This window comes from Bacteroides caecigallinarum (assembly GCF_016901995.1).
GTDB lineage: Bacteria > Bacteroidota > Bacteroidia > Bacteroidales > Bacteroidaceae > Phocaeicola > Phocaeicola cellulolyticus.
The window spans coordinates 39,875-55,624 of the sequence record NZ_JACJLE010000023.1 but is presented as its reverse complement, the minus strand read 5'-3'; the positions used below and the strand labels follow the sequence as shown (position 1 = coordinate 55,624).

Annotated in this window: 13 protein-coding genes and 1 pseudogene; all 14 read right to left on the bottom strand. The window is 38.1% G+C overall.

Translation table 11 applies throughout. The features are described 5' to 3' along the window. On the bottom strand, positions 1 to 132 hold a 132-nt coding region (locus tag H6A61_RS07685; protein ID WP_204392606.1), incomplete at its 3' end, for a nucleotidyltransferase family protein. Continuing rightward, positions 111 to 497, bottom strand: a complete 387-nt coding sequence (locus H6A61_RS07680) for a HEPN domain-containing protein (protein ID WP_204392600.1) — start codon at positions 495 to 497, stop codon at positions 111 to 113. The genes H6A61_RS07685 and H6A61_RS07680, both read right to left, overlap by 22 nt. 159 nt (positions 498 to 656) lie before the next feature. Beyond that, positions 657 to 743, bottom strand: a pseudogene (locus H6A61_RS16165) (Rpn family recombination-promoting nuclease/putative transposase); the annotation flags it as partial. A 405-nt stretch (positions 744 to 1,148) separates the two neighbouring features. After that, entirely contained in the window at positions 1,149 to 1,376 is a 228-nt protein-coding gene (locus H6A61_RS07675) for a hypothetical protein (protein ID WP_204392598.1), read from the bottom strand. Between the two features lie 60 nt (positions 1,377 to 1,436). After that, positions 1,437 to 3,827, bottom strand: coding sequence for a fimbrial protein (locus tag H6A61_RS07670; RefSeq protein WP_204392596.1), 2,391 nt, complete (start codon positions 3,825 to 3,827; stop codon positions 1,437 to 1,439). A 172-nt stretch (positions 3,828 to 3,999) separates the two neighbouring features. Then, on the bottom strand, positions 4,000 to 5,211 hold the full coding sequence (locus tag H6A61_RS07665) for a fimbrillin family protein (RefSeq protein WP_204392594.1): 1,212 nt from the start codon (positions 5,209 to 5,211) through the stop codon (positions 4,000 to 4,002). Between the two features lie 16 nt (positions 5,212 to 5,227). Then, positions 5,228 to 6,232 carry a fimbrillin family protein gene (locus tag H6A61_RS07660; protein WP_204392592.1) on the bottom strand — a complete coding sequence of 335 codons (1,005 nt, stop codon included), beginning with the start codon at positions 6,230 to 6,232 and terminating at the stop codon, positions 5,228 to 5,230. Between the two features lie 139 nt (positions 6,233 to 6,371). Beyond that, a complete protein-coding gene (locus H6A61_RS07655) occupies positions 6,372 to 7,400 on the bottom strand; it encodes a fimbrillin family protein (RefSeq protein ID WP_204392590.1) in 1,029 nt (342 codons plus the stop codon). A 49-nt stretch (positions 7,401 to 7,449) separates the two neighbouring features. Continuing rightward, on the bottom strand, positions 7,450 to 8,463 hold the full coding sequence (locus H6A61_RS07650) for a DUF5119 domain-containing protein (protein WP_204392588.1): 1,014 nt from the start codon (positions 8,461 to 8,463) through the stop codon (positions 7,450 to 7,452). Next, positions 8,460 to 9,605 (bottom strand): DUF3575 domain-containing protein, encoded by a 1,146-nt coding sequence (locus H6A61_RS07645; protein WP_204392586.1) that lies wholly within the window; start codon positions 9,603 to 9,605, stop codon positions 8,460 to 8,462. The genes H6A61_RS07650 and H6A61_RS07645 overlap by 4 nt, the downstream gene beginning before the upstream one ends. Positions 9,606 to 9,848: 243 nt before the next feature. Further along, a complete protein-coding gene (locus tag H6A61_RS07640; RefSeq protein WP_204392584.1) occupies positions 9,849 to 11,366 on the bottom strand; it encodes a helix-turn-helix domain-containing protein in 1,518 nt (505 codons plus the stop codon). A 605-nt stretch (positions 11,367 to 11,971) separates the two neighbouring features. Then, the gene (locus H6A61_RS07635) at positions 11,972 to 12,727 is read right to left on the bottom strand and encodes a succinate dehydrogenase/fumarate reductase iron-sulfur subunit (protein WP_204392582.1); all 756 of its coding nucleotides are present in this window, start codon (positions 12,725 to 12,727) and stop codon (positions 11,972 to 11,974) included. Positions 12,728 to 12,775: 48 nt separating this feature from the next. Next, positions 12,776 to 14,758: a fumarate reductase/succinate dehydrogenase flavoprotein subunit gene (locus H6A61_RS07630; RefSeq protein WP_204392579.1), complete on the bottom strand. Its 1,983-nt coding sequence runs from the start codon at positions 14,756 to 14,758 to the stop codon at positions 12,776 to 12,778. 114 nt (positions 14,759 to 14,872) lie between these two features. Continuing rightward, positions 14,873 to 15,544, bottom strand: coding sequence for a succinate dehydrogenase/fumarate reductase cytochrome b subunit (locus H6A61_RS07625; protein WP_204392577.1), 672 nt, complete (start codon positions 15,542 to 15,544; stop codon positions 14,873 to 14,875). Between the last annotated feature and the right edge of the window lie 206 nt (positions 15,545 to 15,750).

Genomic DNA, 15,750 nt, shown 5'->3' with positions numbered 1-15,750 from the left:
ATCAATGTCACTATTTTCGTTATATGTACCTTTACTGTACGAGCCATATATATATAGCGCCTTAACGGGTAGTTTTTCTGCCACCAGTTTTTTGTATCTTTTTGCAATTTCTATAGCCTGCTCTTTATCCATGATTGTAAATCTTTGGTTTGTTTCAATAAATCCACGCAATATTCTTTCGTAAGACTTCTGAATAAACGTTCCTTGTATGAAGGATAACGTGCTTCGATATTTAATGGTTCAAGACAATCAATAAAATCCAACTGTTCTTCAGACATAATCTTGTCAAGTTCTGTTTTCTCAGCCAATCTGGATAAAGAATGTATTTTTAATTGTGGTTCTAACAAATGCGCTGTCCAATAAGCTTTTAAGATTTTTTCTATTACCTGATGACACATAAAGCCAACATACAGATATCTACCTGTTACCAACATTGCATCAGCTGTATCCATATCATAATCAGACAACTCAACCCAATAAATAACCTTATTTTCCATATTCACTGCACTTAACGCTATTCGCAAAGATAATGAAATTTGTTTGATTTACAAGTATTGCGATACATTCAATTAACAGTATAATGCTTCAGTCACAGTGCTGCTATTTCCTCCTCACTGATACCGGTATTCTTTAATATTACCTCCAAAATGGAAGAAAGAATTAAAAAAACTTATCACAAGACCGGGATGTTCTCCGAACACCTTCTTGAAGGTCAAATCGGCTTTGGGGTCTAGATATTTCATAATAAGAAAATACAGCCTTAACAAAAGTAGTGCAAAACGACTGAAATATAAAATGAAAGGTAAAAGATAAATTGTTCCACAATGGTATGCCAGCAGATGCACTGACACCTGCACCCAAGAAAAGAGTACAATTTCCTTCCGAGAAAGCAATTCTAGCATCATTTATCTTATTATCTTCTATCCCATTGTCTATTGCAGGAGTTTCGTTTTTTTGAAAATTACCATCAACAGGCTCTATTTTGCTACTAATAAAATTATTGATGTGATAAACAAAAAAAATCATGTTCTAGACTCTGTATTTCAGTTACAGAATCTGAAATAGTTTCATCATATATTAAAATATAACTGCCATAAACTTTTTTATCTTCTACTTTTTTAATTCTTTCATGAAAAGAAAGCATTTATTTACTGTATTAAAAAAAAAAGCCGTTGTTTTATTTCTATGACTATAGGTCCTACAATTTCTTTACCATCTATTTTTATAGAATAAGGTATATATAAATCCGCTCTTTTATTTGAACGAGGAAGATACATAAACTCTTTTTTGAATTCTACGTTTCTTTCTTTTAAAGCATCTTGAACTCTTAAAGATACTTTATTCTCATCATAATAATAGTAATAATACATAGTCATTAAAATATATTTAAGGTTATGTACCATAGATTTACAGCACATAACCTTCTTGATAAATTTTTATTCTACCTTTTCTAAATCAACTCTGAAAGCACGGATACGTAAAGGCTGAGTACGAAGTGTGTAACCACCATTACCGTATTCATACGCATACTTTTGCCACCCTTCACCATCGCCTCCACCACTCTGGGCATATCCTGAAGGATGTGTTAGATCAACCTTTGTAGCCCTAGCTCTCTGTGGGTTCTGTCCAGAAGACCCATTAGCTCTTTCACCTGCAGAAGAACTCCAATAAAACTCTTCTTGAAATTCCCTATAAGTCGTATAATAAGCTTTTAAAGCATCTTCCATCTGACGTATTCCTGGCAAGAACCACTTACTTTCATTTATGTCTTCCTCATATACATCATCACCTACAAGACCTGCTGTTTTCCTTGGTATATAAGACAAATTTAAAGTTCCATTATCATTACGTTTATTACGATTATAACAATACTCAAAAGCAGATCTAGGTTGAGCATTCAAATGCATAATCATTTGTTCGGCACGATATATAATAAAACTTGTATAAGGATAACCATCAAAATATATCTGACCTACATTCTCATATTGTTGTGATGGATAAGTAACTCCCAAAATTGTTATATGATCTGAATACAATTGTTCTATATTATAATTATCTAATCCTGTGTTTTCTTTTGCCCAAGGTAATCCATCATAAATTTGTTCTGTTCTATGTTCATCTAAAGGATCATAGTGATCAAGATACTCTTCATATTGTTCCATATAAATAGTTTTACCATTTTGGGTTATAATAGGAAGTAAATGCGTCTGTCCAATAGTAATTGTTCTTCTCTTTTTTTCCGTACCATTCTCTTTGTAGATAAGTGTCACTATAGCTTCTCTATCCACTAGTTTAAGATTTTCATCTATATAAAAATATACACGATCTCTTGTATGATCAATGGTCACACGCTTGCCCTTTTCCGCCAGTTTATCTGGATTTGTAAGCAAATCTTTTGTAAAGAAAGCTCTTTTACCATTTCCTGCATACCAAGCCTCATGAGTTGCAAGATGTGTCCCATTATCGGGTGAAATATATTCAGTAAAGCCTGATTGCTCAACAGTACCAGCCTCCATATCAGCAGCACATATCTTTTCCATTCTAATCCAATTTGGAATACTGGAAGGTATTTCTGACCCTTCAGAAACCTCACCTAAGATAACCTCCATTGTAGGATTTACATTACTACCTTCTACATCCTTGAAAAGATATATATCCATAGGTGTCACACAGAAATGAGCATCATGATTTCTCTCACGCAACATTGCTATGTAATACTCATTAGCTTGATCCTTGACATTAACACGCGCATCGAAAGTGATATGATCCGGATTAGTCCCTACCTGTGTGAGACCTTTAATTGTAATATTGTTCTCATACTTATGGTTTCTCTTCACTTCGAAATTATCTGTATAATTTGCTCCAAGATATAAAGTATATCGAACCTCGTATGTAGCGGCACCACTTCCTGTCTCATTATATGTTGAATAAAATGCATGAAGTTCTACAGCTGTTGCATTGCTATTCGCCAGATATGGTTTGTATCGCTGCATCTGATATTTGTTTTCTTCTTTTTCAATTATTTCTGAAGGATATAAACTTGCAGGATTATCGGGATCAGGTGTTCCTTGCCATACTTCTCCTTCATCTGCCACCCACTCTGCTTTCTGAATATTTTCAAACATATAGAAACTGAATGAAATCTCACCGTTCTTATTATATATAGTTCTCTGTAATGGAGTATTAATAGATTTTGTCCAAGTCTCTTCAGGCCATTTGTCGCCCGTCTGTGCATTTCCTGTAGGTTCCGAAAAGGCACCTTTCAAAGGTAAATTCTTCGCTGTCCAATCTACAAGTGTAAGAGATGGATAATTATTGTCCGTTATATCAGACTCCAGTTTGATATTCACATCTATACGTGACATTAAAGAGGTCAATTCTACTATATGCTCCTTAGAAGACGGATTAACAAGATTCATTTCTACCTTACTCACCATAGGTATTCCGTTTTCAGGAATTCCTAAAGACAACTTCTCATTGCCAATTGAAAAATCCATTTCCTCCAACTGAGCCAAAGTCTCAACGTTAGTAGGTCTTCCAGTATTTTCATCAATAGGGAACATTGAAGGATCAACATTTGCAACCGCATATATTATTGCAGATTCAGCATCAGTAGTTAAATTTTCATCATCAATCTTTAAACTTGTTACTCCTTCTGCAAGAGAGTAGTATCCTCCTTCATCAGGAGCATCCGGATACCCTGTGAGATAACCTCCTTTAAGATAATTTCCTCTCTTATCAAAAAAGAACACATGAATATTGTGTATTTCTTTTTCTGCATCATCTTTTGTGTAACTGGCACGAGTCGTTACCTGATACCTTTGCATAGGATCACTTATAAACTGAAGTGAAGAGCAGGAAGAATTTTCAGTATATTCGTGTCCAATAATATCATCATTATAACATGATGAAAAAACAGATGACATCAGTAATAATAACACTGAATATCTTAATATGTTTATATAGCCAAACTTCATAACTGTATAACTATCTTGATTTTTACTCAAATATTATATCGTCATTTCCCGTATCACCGTCTGCAGCAGCACCATTCCCCCACTCACCGCTATTATCCACTACAAAGTTTATTACAAACGCATCGCCTACAAAATTTAACTGGGCTGTATATTTTTTACCAGGTTGTGGAGTAAATGTTCCCGGACGAGGTTTTACTTCTGATTTACGAATTCCTTTAAAAGTATAATCCAAATATACTTTAATATTATCACCAAAACTTGTACCTGTTCCTGAAATAAGCATAATGAATTCGTTACGTGCTGTTCCGTCTAGTATAGGCCCAATAGGACTAGGAGAAGATGTTACTGTCTCACCTTTATTTGCATCAGGAGCATTTAAAATATAGCCACCTTCAGGCAGTCCTGTTCCATCAAATATGGTATATTTCCCGGTATAACGTGAATCAGAGAATGTATATACAACCTTGTCTCCGGTCAAATCAATATCAATTTCTTTATAAAAAGAGCCTCCTAACTTGATTGAATGTATTATCAATTGATATTCACTGAAATTGTTTACCTCGAAGCCCAACGCCGTAAGCAAATGACTAAACTGAAACTGGAGATTGCCTTCCTGACGAGTTTTATTATAAAGAACTGACATCATTGCATCAGGTGTAATTGTATGATCTAATTCTTCTTCTATATCATTACCCTTTTGCGGCATAGTAAATTTGAACTTAGGAGCTCCTGCGACATTAGAAGCATTTGGAGAATCCAATGTAAAACATCCTTCATAAGGATAATATGCAAAGAATGAATAATTATAATCCTCTGCTCCTTGCACATTGGAGTTCCCAACATTATTTGTATCAAATCCGTCTCTATACCAATATTTCGGGTTATTACCCGAACCTCCTGTACGGTCATAAGTACACCCATTGTCGGCTACTACTACTTTCTGTTTATAAAAGACATCCGGCGGACACAAGTTCCTCTTTAGTGACCACACACCTGATCCTCCGTTATAATTAGGTGTTGTTGTTCCTACAGTATATGGCACACAATACCCCAACACACCAAAAGCATCTCCCACTTCAAGAGCGTCCTTTGTTGTACTTCGTGTTTCAACACTTGCCAGGGGAACTGAAAAGCTAATCTCCAAACTATTATCTTCATTCAGGTTGTCTTTCTGGCATGATGAAAAAAATCCACAGAACAACAATGAAAATAAAAATGTATAAATTCCTTTCATATATCTTTGTAATATATTATTCAACTATGATAATTCCACCTGTAGCTTCATCCCATTTGTTCACGGTAGGCTTGTCAAACAATATTCTGTCATCAGGTGTGATTGTAAATGAATAGCGATATTGTTTTCCTGCAATCCATTCATCAACAGAAAGCGAACTCAGGTCAATAGTCGTTTGTTTTTCAATAGGATTACTATCATCAGTAGTATATACCAAATCAATACTATACCCGGTTTTTACCTGTTGAGGAAATACAAGTACCTCTATAATTGTAACTCCATCAACACTCGTGACATCTTTATTTTCTGCTTTAGCCAAAGGACTATTCTTGTCGGTTGCCGTTTCTCCCGAATTTGCGGGTATTGTCCATACCGATCCTGTGCTAGTAACATTTAAACTCCCCGTTTTATACATTCCATATAACTTAGAACTCTTCACAAACGGTTTATATCCTATAATATTTTGTGCTCCACTATGATTTTTTGCAATGAAAAGAACTCTTGCCAATTCATGGGAAAACGTCATATTAACTTTACCAGGATAGCCATTATCATAACAAACTATCTCTTTGCTAGCTGTCATCAAATCCACTGCATAAGAACAATCGAAATTAGTAATAGCCAGATTGCCGGACTCATTATAACTTGCAGACTTATATTTAGGATCTTCTTCCTTAGATGGATAAACTGCATAAAAACGGTATGTATTACCTTGCTGCCAACGTTCCGGTATATCATATTTCCAGCCACTGCCTTTATTGGTCACTTTTCTGGCTTCGAATACCTGTGTTTGTGCTCCATTACCAGTAGTAGGCGAATACCATCCCCACACATCGAAAGCAGACATATCATCACTAGAGGTTACAATGCCTCGTGACAATGCCGGTGTGCTAAAGTCTATTTCAGGTGAATCGGTATCTGGGGATGATAGAATGTCGTTTGTGGAACATGATACAACAAGACTAGCCAACAAAAGTACAGTTATAGCATATCTTAGCTGATGTCGGAACTCGTATGTCATAAAATTTTCTCCTATATTGTTTAGTTTATAAAATCATCCGATGTTTATTATGTTATATCTTATAGAAATCTATTGCTGTGTTCTATTCATAATATTGTACCAGTAAGGACGGTCAGATCCCTACTGGTTATACTTAATTTTAATTTAACTCTACACCTTCTGTAGAACTTGTATTCTGGTCAACTGTAAGGTCATTATCTGTCCATTCAGAAACTGTAGGAGCATCGAATGTTATATATTCATCTTCTATCTCAACTACTTCCGGAGTTATTGTGAATATATAGTTATAACGGTTACCTTTTGTCCAAGTAATTGATGGGATATTTGCAGTGATTGATTTAGTAGCTATTACAGTACCAGGATCACCATCTGTAACTTTCACATCAAAACTAACCATTTCCACCTTATCAGTTGCATGATTCTGTTGAGGAATAATAACCCAAGAATTTACTACATCTGTAGAACCGTCAGTCTTATATTGAGCAGTTTCAGGACCAGCTACTTTGAAATTTGTAGCACCTTTTTCATTTGCTGTTGAAGTTGCTGTCCATGCATTTGCATCATAGGTTCCTGTTGTTTTTAAGCCATAAAATTCAAAGTTAGAAACTTCCACTTTTGTAGTTGCTCCAAATCCACTCTTAAGAGTAAACTGTACCATAGAAAGAAGGTGCTCAAAAGTAAATTCAATCTTTGGATTACCAGTAATAGCAGAAGTAGCATGTTCTACATTATTAGAATATAACAAATCAAACTGTTTTTCACCATCAACAACAATATTTTCAAACTTCAATGATTTATTATCTGAATTTGCAGAAACAGTTCCATCAGTTCCTGTAAATTCTTTCCCTGCATAAGCAACGAATTGATATGTATTACTTGCTTTCCACTGAACAAGATTATCATATCCCCATTCGTCTGTACCTGTAATTTTATAAACCATTTTTGGGTTCTTATCAAAAACAATACCATCATTATCATGCGCAAACACATACATTTTGTCAATGTCAGCAGTAGTTACCTCAGGAGCTTTAACTGCTCTAGTAGGTTTGCCCACAAACGCATTGTCAAACTTGATAACATTGCTTTCAGCAATATCAAGAACTTCACTCTGTGTACAGCTTGCCAGTGCTGCTACAGCCACTCCAAGCATAAATAAACTTTTCTTCATAATTAAAAAAAACTTAGTTAAACATAAAATTATTTATATACTTATTTTATTATCCTAATGGAATTGGAATATCTACAAAATCTCCCCAATCATTTACATCAACATCAAAACCTCCGGCATTTGCTCCATCTTCATCACTCACCTCTATACCAGACACAGTTATTACTCCTCCTCTAGGTTGAGCATTTACTTGGTCTGTAACATCGAAATCATACGTCAGTACTTTTCCATTTTTTAATCTTACCTCAAGATTTAAGGTATAATAAGCCGGATTGCCATCTGCACGTGTATAATGATCTCCAGGATAATTTGGCACACCAAAGCTTTGCATACATACATCAGCGCCAAAATCAGTAAGCTCACAATCAAAAAGAATTGTAGCAGCTTCTCCACCAGTGTGACCATCATTAAGATAAACTTTTTCTGCCATACCTGCTAATGCTCCTCGAGCTAGAGCCACATATTGAAGTCCTTTACTAAACTTGTAACGAATCAGATATGTATAAGTAAGAGGGCGCATTGTAACTGGCATTTCTTTTTTCTCCAAAGAAATTTCACCCACACACTCGTCAATATAACATCCAAATAACTGGTCCGGCTGATTCATGGTACGTTCGTTACTATGAAGTTCCTTTAGTGTAGATCGAGATACAGTTCGGGTTGTAGCCGTAGCCAATGATGATGCAGACAAATCATTAAAAACAATATATTCTGTATCATTATTATAAAGTAAAACGGAATGTTTTCCTTCTCGTATCGGAAGTCGTCCACCCTCAGGAGGAAGATTAGACTCACTATAATAGTTATTCTCGCCATAAGCTATTGCTCTGATACCTTCTGCAACTTCTGGTCTAAGATCATCGTATCCATAGCGATGTTCATCTGTCCACAACTCTTCCCAATCATAATCGTATGTACGTTCCCATTCCAGTTCCCAATCCGCTACTGCATGTAGCTTCACTCCATAAGCATGTTCCTCTTGGTTATAACATAAATCTTTTCTACATCCGCAAAATAAGGACACAGAGAACAAACATATCATGATTCTATCCAAACGTATCATTTATCACCTCCTTCCCTAAAGAATCCGTTCAAATCGAACAATAAGGCACATTTTAGTCTTAATGGGCCAATGAAATTTGTACGTGACGTTTGCTGATACACGTAATGCCCATCCATAGGAAGATATTCTTCATACTTGGCGCTCATAAATCCCAGACCAGCCCCGAATTCCAGTCCCAACAGACGGTTTATAGGTATGGTATAGGAATAGCTTGCTCCTGCCATCCAGAGTTCGCCCTTATATCCGGTTTTCTTATACTCAAGGTCGTACCATCCGGCACCGCCAAAAAGTCCCACTGTGTGGTAATGTCCCGCTTTGCGGGCATTGATGCGGTAGCGCACTTCTGGTATCAGGGTGGCTATCTGATAATACCAGTGCTTGTGGCTGTTGTGCCACCATGCAATGCTGGTTTCTACGGCAGCCGACCAATGATCGTCTATCACATACTCTATCTCCAGCGAAGGGGCGAGCATGGCATCGTATATTAGATTCGACTTGAATATCAACGGGAGATGAAATGGACGGGAAGCCTCTGTTTCCTGCACAGGAATTACCTCAGGTTCAGGCAATGATGCCATACGCTCAGGCATCAGGTCGGAAGGGAGTCCTGCAACGGGAATACCCGTTTCTCTGGTCAAAGGTTCAAATTCAGGAAGTTCAGCTTGCGGAGCCTTTTCCTGTTTAGGTTCGTAACCAGGAAGATATTCTATGCCCACTACAGCCACTATCTCCTTATTGCCACGATACGTATCCACATGATTGCGTGTCTTGTAATACTTCTCCTTCATCCAGTAATTGGTGATGAAATACGATTTCACCTGATTGCTGCGGTTCTTTGCAGCGGCCTTGTTGGCGTTGTATGTAGGAAAAGAAGTGCTGTAACCATGGATAACTACCACAGCCTTGCCTGCCACGATATCGTCTTTATGGCTGTTTATAAGGTCAAGGGCACGGAAAAGGGATTCACGGAAGCCAAGCTTCTTTGAATCGTAGAACATAAGGTCTTTAGGAATAAATCTGAAAATGATAACCGAGTCTTCCCCGGAAGAAGAAGCAACAACATGCCCACTAGCATAAACACCCCCACTGAAGAAAGTTAATGCCAATTCCAAAAGAAGCAGATATCGAAGATACATTTTCATGGCAATGATGTTTTTATTATCTTTCTTTACACAAAATTTTATATTTATACGGAATTATATTCGCGTATAGCTTTAGTTTTCGTTGGTAAAGTTAATAAAGATGTATATTACCACTTTATGTATCGATTTCCCGATTAGTCATTGACTTTTTTCAATTTGTCATTTGACCAAATGCATATCAGAAGTGACTGAAACGCAATATTTTTTGTTTTTTTGAAACAAAAAATATATAATTTGGGAAAGTTATTTCAACTGTTCTCTGAAGACTTTGGGGCTTATATCATACTTTTCCTTGAACAAACGGTAGAAAGTAGTGGAGCTTGGCAACGCACTTGCCTCTCCAATTTCCTGTATGGACATCTCCGGATGATTTTTCAGTAAATATATAGAATACTCCAAACGCATATCATTAAGATAAGAATTCAGATTTCCCCCTCCTGTGTATTCCTTAATAATAGATGCAAACCTGTTTCTATCTACTCCCATCAAGCGTGCAAAATCATCTCTTTGCATCTGATAGTTCAAATAAAGTTTTTCATTGCGCACTTTTTCATCAAATTGCAGGAATAACCTGTTATCCTGCGGAATACTGTCAATATTCTCCATCTGATACTGTTCGGTTTCTTCCTTCGCCTCACGCAATTCCAAAAGAAGAGATGTTATCTTCTTGTTTCTGGAATTAAGACGCTTATGGTCATACGAAACCCAAGCGAACAAGACAAGCAGCAAAACAGTGACAATAACAAAGAAGATAAGAAGATTATGACGCTTTGACAGATCGTTTTCCACTTTCTCCAAATCCTGCTTATAGCGCAATATCTCTGCCGTATCATATCTGTCAAGAACAAACTGACGGTCAATAGTCAGACGATGTCTTTCCTTTATTTCGGAAAGTTTCTCAAGAGCACTATATGCCCACTCATAATTACCTATTCCTTTATAGGCTGTAGCGTTTTGTTTCAAGGCCCTCTGGTAAATCACAGAAACCACATCATCCATATCGACATTCAGGAAAAAACGCTTGTTGTTTTCTACCACATCCTGATAATTGCCAAGTTCAAGCAGATAATCATTTATCTCAAGTAGCCCCAGATTGCTTTTTGAAAAATCTGTTGTCAGAAACTTCTGATAATATTCATTGGCAACAATATATCTCCCTTGCCTCTGAGAAAGATATGCCAACCTACTATATAAATAAGCTTCCTGCCTGTCAACAAGTTTCAGACTCTCGCTTTTACTTCGTAAATCACTAAGCAGCGTCTCTCTTTTTCTCGCTTCCTTCCATGCTTCATTATATTTGCCATCAGCAATATATATATCGCAAAGTACACCTTGTATCTGAGAAATCCTTAACAAATTTCCTATTCCCGGTTCCTTGTTCAAAATATCAATTGCACGGTTAAGATACTCATAACTTTTGTCAAGGCTGTTTATTTTCCGATATAACAGGCCTTCTATGAAAAGCATATTACCTTTCAACATTTCATTGTTATTCTTATCGGCATACATAAGACCATTTGTCACAATGTTACATGCTTCTTCAATTCTATAGGAGAAAATGGCATTTTCTGCCAATAAGATAATTATACGATCAAACAGCTCTTCACCTTCTCTTAGTCTATCATCCTTAATTGCAGACAAGGCATAATCATAAGCGATGCTGAACCTTGACATTGAATAATAGGCATAACTGCGGAGAAAATCTATTTTATAAGTCGGCTGAAAACCGCTCTTTTCCAAACTGTCCAATCTATTCAACAAACGTTCAGGTGTCTCATATATCTCCCGTAATTTTATTGGCCCAGTTACATCACCCAAGGCCCAAGAGGGTGAAACATTGAACACCAATAGTAACAATATGACAAACCACATGTTATATATCTAGAGTTTATTGGTTCTACAAAATAATTCAGACACTAAAACATAATATCTTTCTTCGATAAAAATATAAAAAGCTTATTTACCCCCCCCCCCGCATTTACTATTATTAACTTTTCAAGCTTAAGTTTAACACAAATATATTTCTAGTTGTAAAAAAGCTATTTTCTTGGGGAAATATTTCGTGACGATTGAACATATAAAAATAAAAAAGGGGACAACGCCTTGTCCCCGTACCTTGTTAACCTTAAATCTAATACTATGAAAAAAATCACGTTGCAAATGTATAAAATACACACATTAATTGCAAATTTTTCTCCAACAAAACATATTCATTTAAAAATATTTCACATTAAAAGTTATATGACTCCTATTATAACAATCCAGAAGTAAAGTATAGATGGCAAATCAGAACAGGATGTAACAAAAAAAATCCGGCTTCAAATAAATGAAACCGGATTTTGATATTTTTGTCTGTATGACTGATATTAGTCTTTCAGTTTTGCCTTGATGAAGTCGCGGTTCAAGCGTGCAATGTTGCTGATAGAAACGCATTTCGGACATTCTGCTTCACAAGCACGAGTGTTTGTACAGTTACCGAAACCAAGTTCGTCCATCTTAGACAACATAGCTTTTGCACGACGCAAAGCTTCTGGCTTACCCTGAGGAAAAAGGTTCAACTGGCTGACTTTTGCAGAAACGAAAAGCATAGCAGAACCGTTCTTACATGCAGCTACACAAGCACCGCAACCGATACATGTAGCAGCATCCATAGCTTCGTCAGCAACTGTCTTAGGGATAAGGATAGCGTTTGCATCCTGAGGAGCACCTGTAGATACGCTTACGAAACCACCAGCCTGCATAATCTTGTCGTATGCAGAACGGTCAACCATCAAGTCCTTGATTACAGGGAAACCTGCAGAACGCCATGGTTCAACTGTGATAGTGTCACCGTCTTTGAAACGACGCATGTAGATCTGGCAAGTAGTAGCACCTGTTGCAGGTCCGTGTGGATGTCCGTTGATGTACAATGAGCACATACCGCAGATACCTTCACGGCAGTCGTGGTCGAATACTATAGGTTCTTTACCTTCTTCAATCAACATTTCATTCAAGATATCGAGCATTTCGAGGAATGAAGTATCACCCGGAATGTCTTTCATCTGGAATGTATCGAAATGACCTTTATCCTTAGGTCCGTTCTGACGCCATACTTTCAGCGTAAATGATATATTTTTATCCATTTTACTTCTTTTCTTTAAATTGTTTTACTTCGTCTCAGATTAGCTCAATTAGCTCTTGTAGTTACGAGTCTGTACTTTGATTGCTTCGTAAACCAATGGTTCCTTATAAAGTACAGGAGCCTTGTCGTCGCTTCCCTGGTATTCCCAGCAAGCTACATAGAAGAAGTTTTCGTCATCACGCTTAGCTTCACCTTCTTCTGTCTGGTGTTCTTCACGGAAGTGACCACCGCAAGATTCTTCACGGTTCAAAGCATCGTAAGCGATAAGCTGACCCATTGTAATGAAGTCGTCAAGACGGAATGCCTTGTCAAGCTCGATGTTCATACCTTCTTTTGAGCCAGGGATAAACAGTTCTGTTTCGAACTCCTTGCGGATTTCTTTCAGACGAGCCAAACCTGTCTTCAAGCCTTCTGCAGTACGTCCCATACCTACATATTCCCACATTACGCGGCCCAATTCCTTGTGGATTGAGTCAACTGACTTCTTACCCTTGATGTTCATCAGGTGGTCAATCTTAGCCTGAACAGCCTTTTCAGCTTCAGCGAATTCAGGAAGATCTGTAGAGAAGCGAGGAACAGTGATCTGGTCTGACAAGTAGTTCTGGATTGTGTATGGCAATACGAAGTAACCGTCAGCAAGACCCTGCATCAATGCAGATGCACCAAGACGGTTTGCACCGTGGTCAGAGAAGTTACATTCACCGATTGCGAACAGACCCTTGATAGTTGTCTGAAGTTCGTAGTCAACCCAAATACCACCCATTGTATAGTGGATAGCAGGATAAATCATCATTGGGTTGTAGTATTTGCGTCCGTTGATTTCTTTTGCAAGTTCACCCGGATTAACGTCTGTGATTTCTTCGTACATATCGAAGAGGTTACCGTAACGCTGACGAACTACATCAAGACCGAGACGTTCGATACTTTCAGAGAAGTCAAGGAATACGGCAAGACCTGTGTTGTTAACACCGAATCCGTGGTCGCAACGTTCCTTGGCAGCACGTGAAGCAACGTCACGTGGAACAAGGTTACCGAATGCTGGATAACGGCGTTCCAAATAGTAGTCACGGTCTTCTTCAGGGATATCGCTACCCTTCTTAGTCCCAGCCTGAAGTGCTTTAGCGTCTTCAAGTTTCTTAGGAACCCAGATACGACCGTCGTTACGAAGTGATTCTGACATCAATGTAAGCTTAGACTGCTTGTCACCGTGTACAGGAATACATGTTGGGTGGATCTGAACGTAAGCAGGGTTAGCAAACATAGCTCCCTTACGGTAGCAAGACATAGCAGCTGTTACGTTACATGCCATAGCGTTAGTAGAAAGGAAGTAAGTGTTACCGTAACCACCAGTAGCGATAACTACTGCGTGAGCAGCGAAACGTTCAAGTTTACCTGTTACGAGGTTCTTTGCGATGATACCGCGAGCACGGCCGTCAACCAAAACCACGTCAAGCATTTCGTAACGAGTATATAATTTAACTGTACCGGCACCTACCTGGCGGCTCAATGCAGAGTATGCACCAAGAAGCAACTGCTGGCCAGTCTGACCTTTAGCATAGAAAGTACGTGATACCTGAGCACCACCGAAAGAACGGTTGGCAAGTGTACCGCCGTATTCACGAGCGAAAGGAACACCCTGTGCCACGCACTGGTCGATAATATTGTTTGAAACTTCGGCAAGACGGTAAACGTTAGCTTCACGAGCACGATAGTCACCACCTTTCACTGTATCGTAGAAAAGACGATATACAGAGTCACCGTCGTTCTGATAGTTCTTAGCAGCGTTGATACCACCCTGTGCAGCGATAGAGTGTGCACGACGTGGAGAGTCCTGGATACAGAAGTTGAATACACGGAATCCCATTTCACCAAGTGAAGCGGCAGCAGAAGCACCTGCCAAACCTGTACCTACAACGATGATATCCAAGCGGCGTTTGTTAGCCGGGTTCACCAATTTCTGGTGAGCTTTATAGTTAGTCCATTTCTCAGCTATTGGGCCTTCAGGAATCTTAGAATCTAAAACTTTAGTCATAATGTTTTTAATTTTAAGTTTTTCTTTAGTTGACAAGTTGACGAGTTACTAGTTGACTAGGTTTCCTAGTATCTAGTTCCTAGTATCTAAATGTAACTGAAGCCTTGTCACTAATCAAATGTTTTTTACAAAGAATACTACTGCTACAAGAGCAAATCCCAACACGATGATTGTTGAATAGATGTTAGAGATGCATTTCCAACGGTTGATCCAAGTCTTGTTGTTCCAACCCAATGACTGCATAGAGCTCCAGAATCCGTGAGTAAGGTGGAACCAGAGAGCTGCCAACCAAACGAGGTACAATACGAAGAATACAGGATTAGAGAATGTCTGCATGATGTAACCGTAACCGTCTGTTGCGTGAAGACCGCCCAACATTGGGTTACCTACGATTTCTGCAAACTGCATCTTGTACCAGAAATTGACAAAGTGAAGTGCCAATCCCAAAATCACGATGATACCAAGAACAAGCATGTTCTGTGAAGCCCATTCTACGTTCTTTGGCTTAGCTGTCACTGCATAGCGTTCGCTACCGCGTGCAGCACGGTTCTGGATAGTCAACCAGAAAGCGTAAATGATGTGAATTACAAACAAGGCAGCCAAACCTACTGTTGCAACCAATGCGTACCAGTTAGCACCCAGGAATTCGCAAATCATGTTGTATGCCTCACCTGAGAACAATGCAACAAGGTTCATCGCCATGTGAAATGTCAGAAACAGGACAAGGGCGATACCGGTAACGCTCATCACCACTTTCCTACCAATAGATGAATTACTTAACCACATAAATGATTGATTTTAAATTATTTAATAATTAAAACTAAAATAGTCTTTATTAATGGTTCTTAGACTTGGCAAAGTTAGGCTATTTCCATCATTATTACAAACAATTAAGGAAATAATTCTTTAATTTGAGGGGACAAGATTTCAGGTATTAGTTGACAAGGCTTCAGTTACAAGTTGACGAGGTTCTCCATCCGGATGGTAGCCTT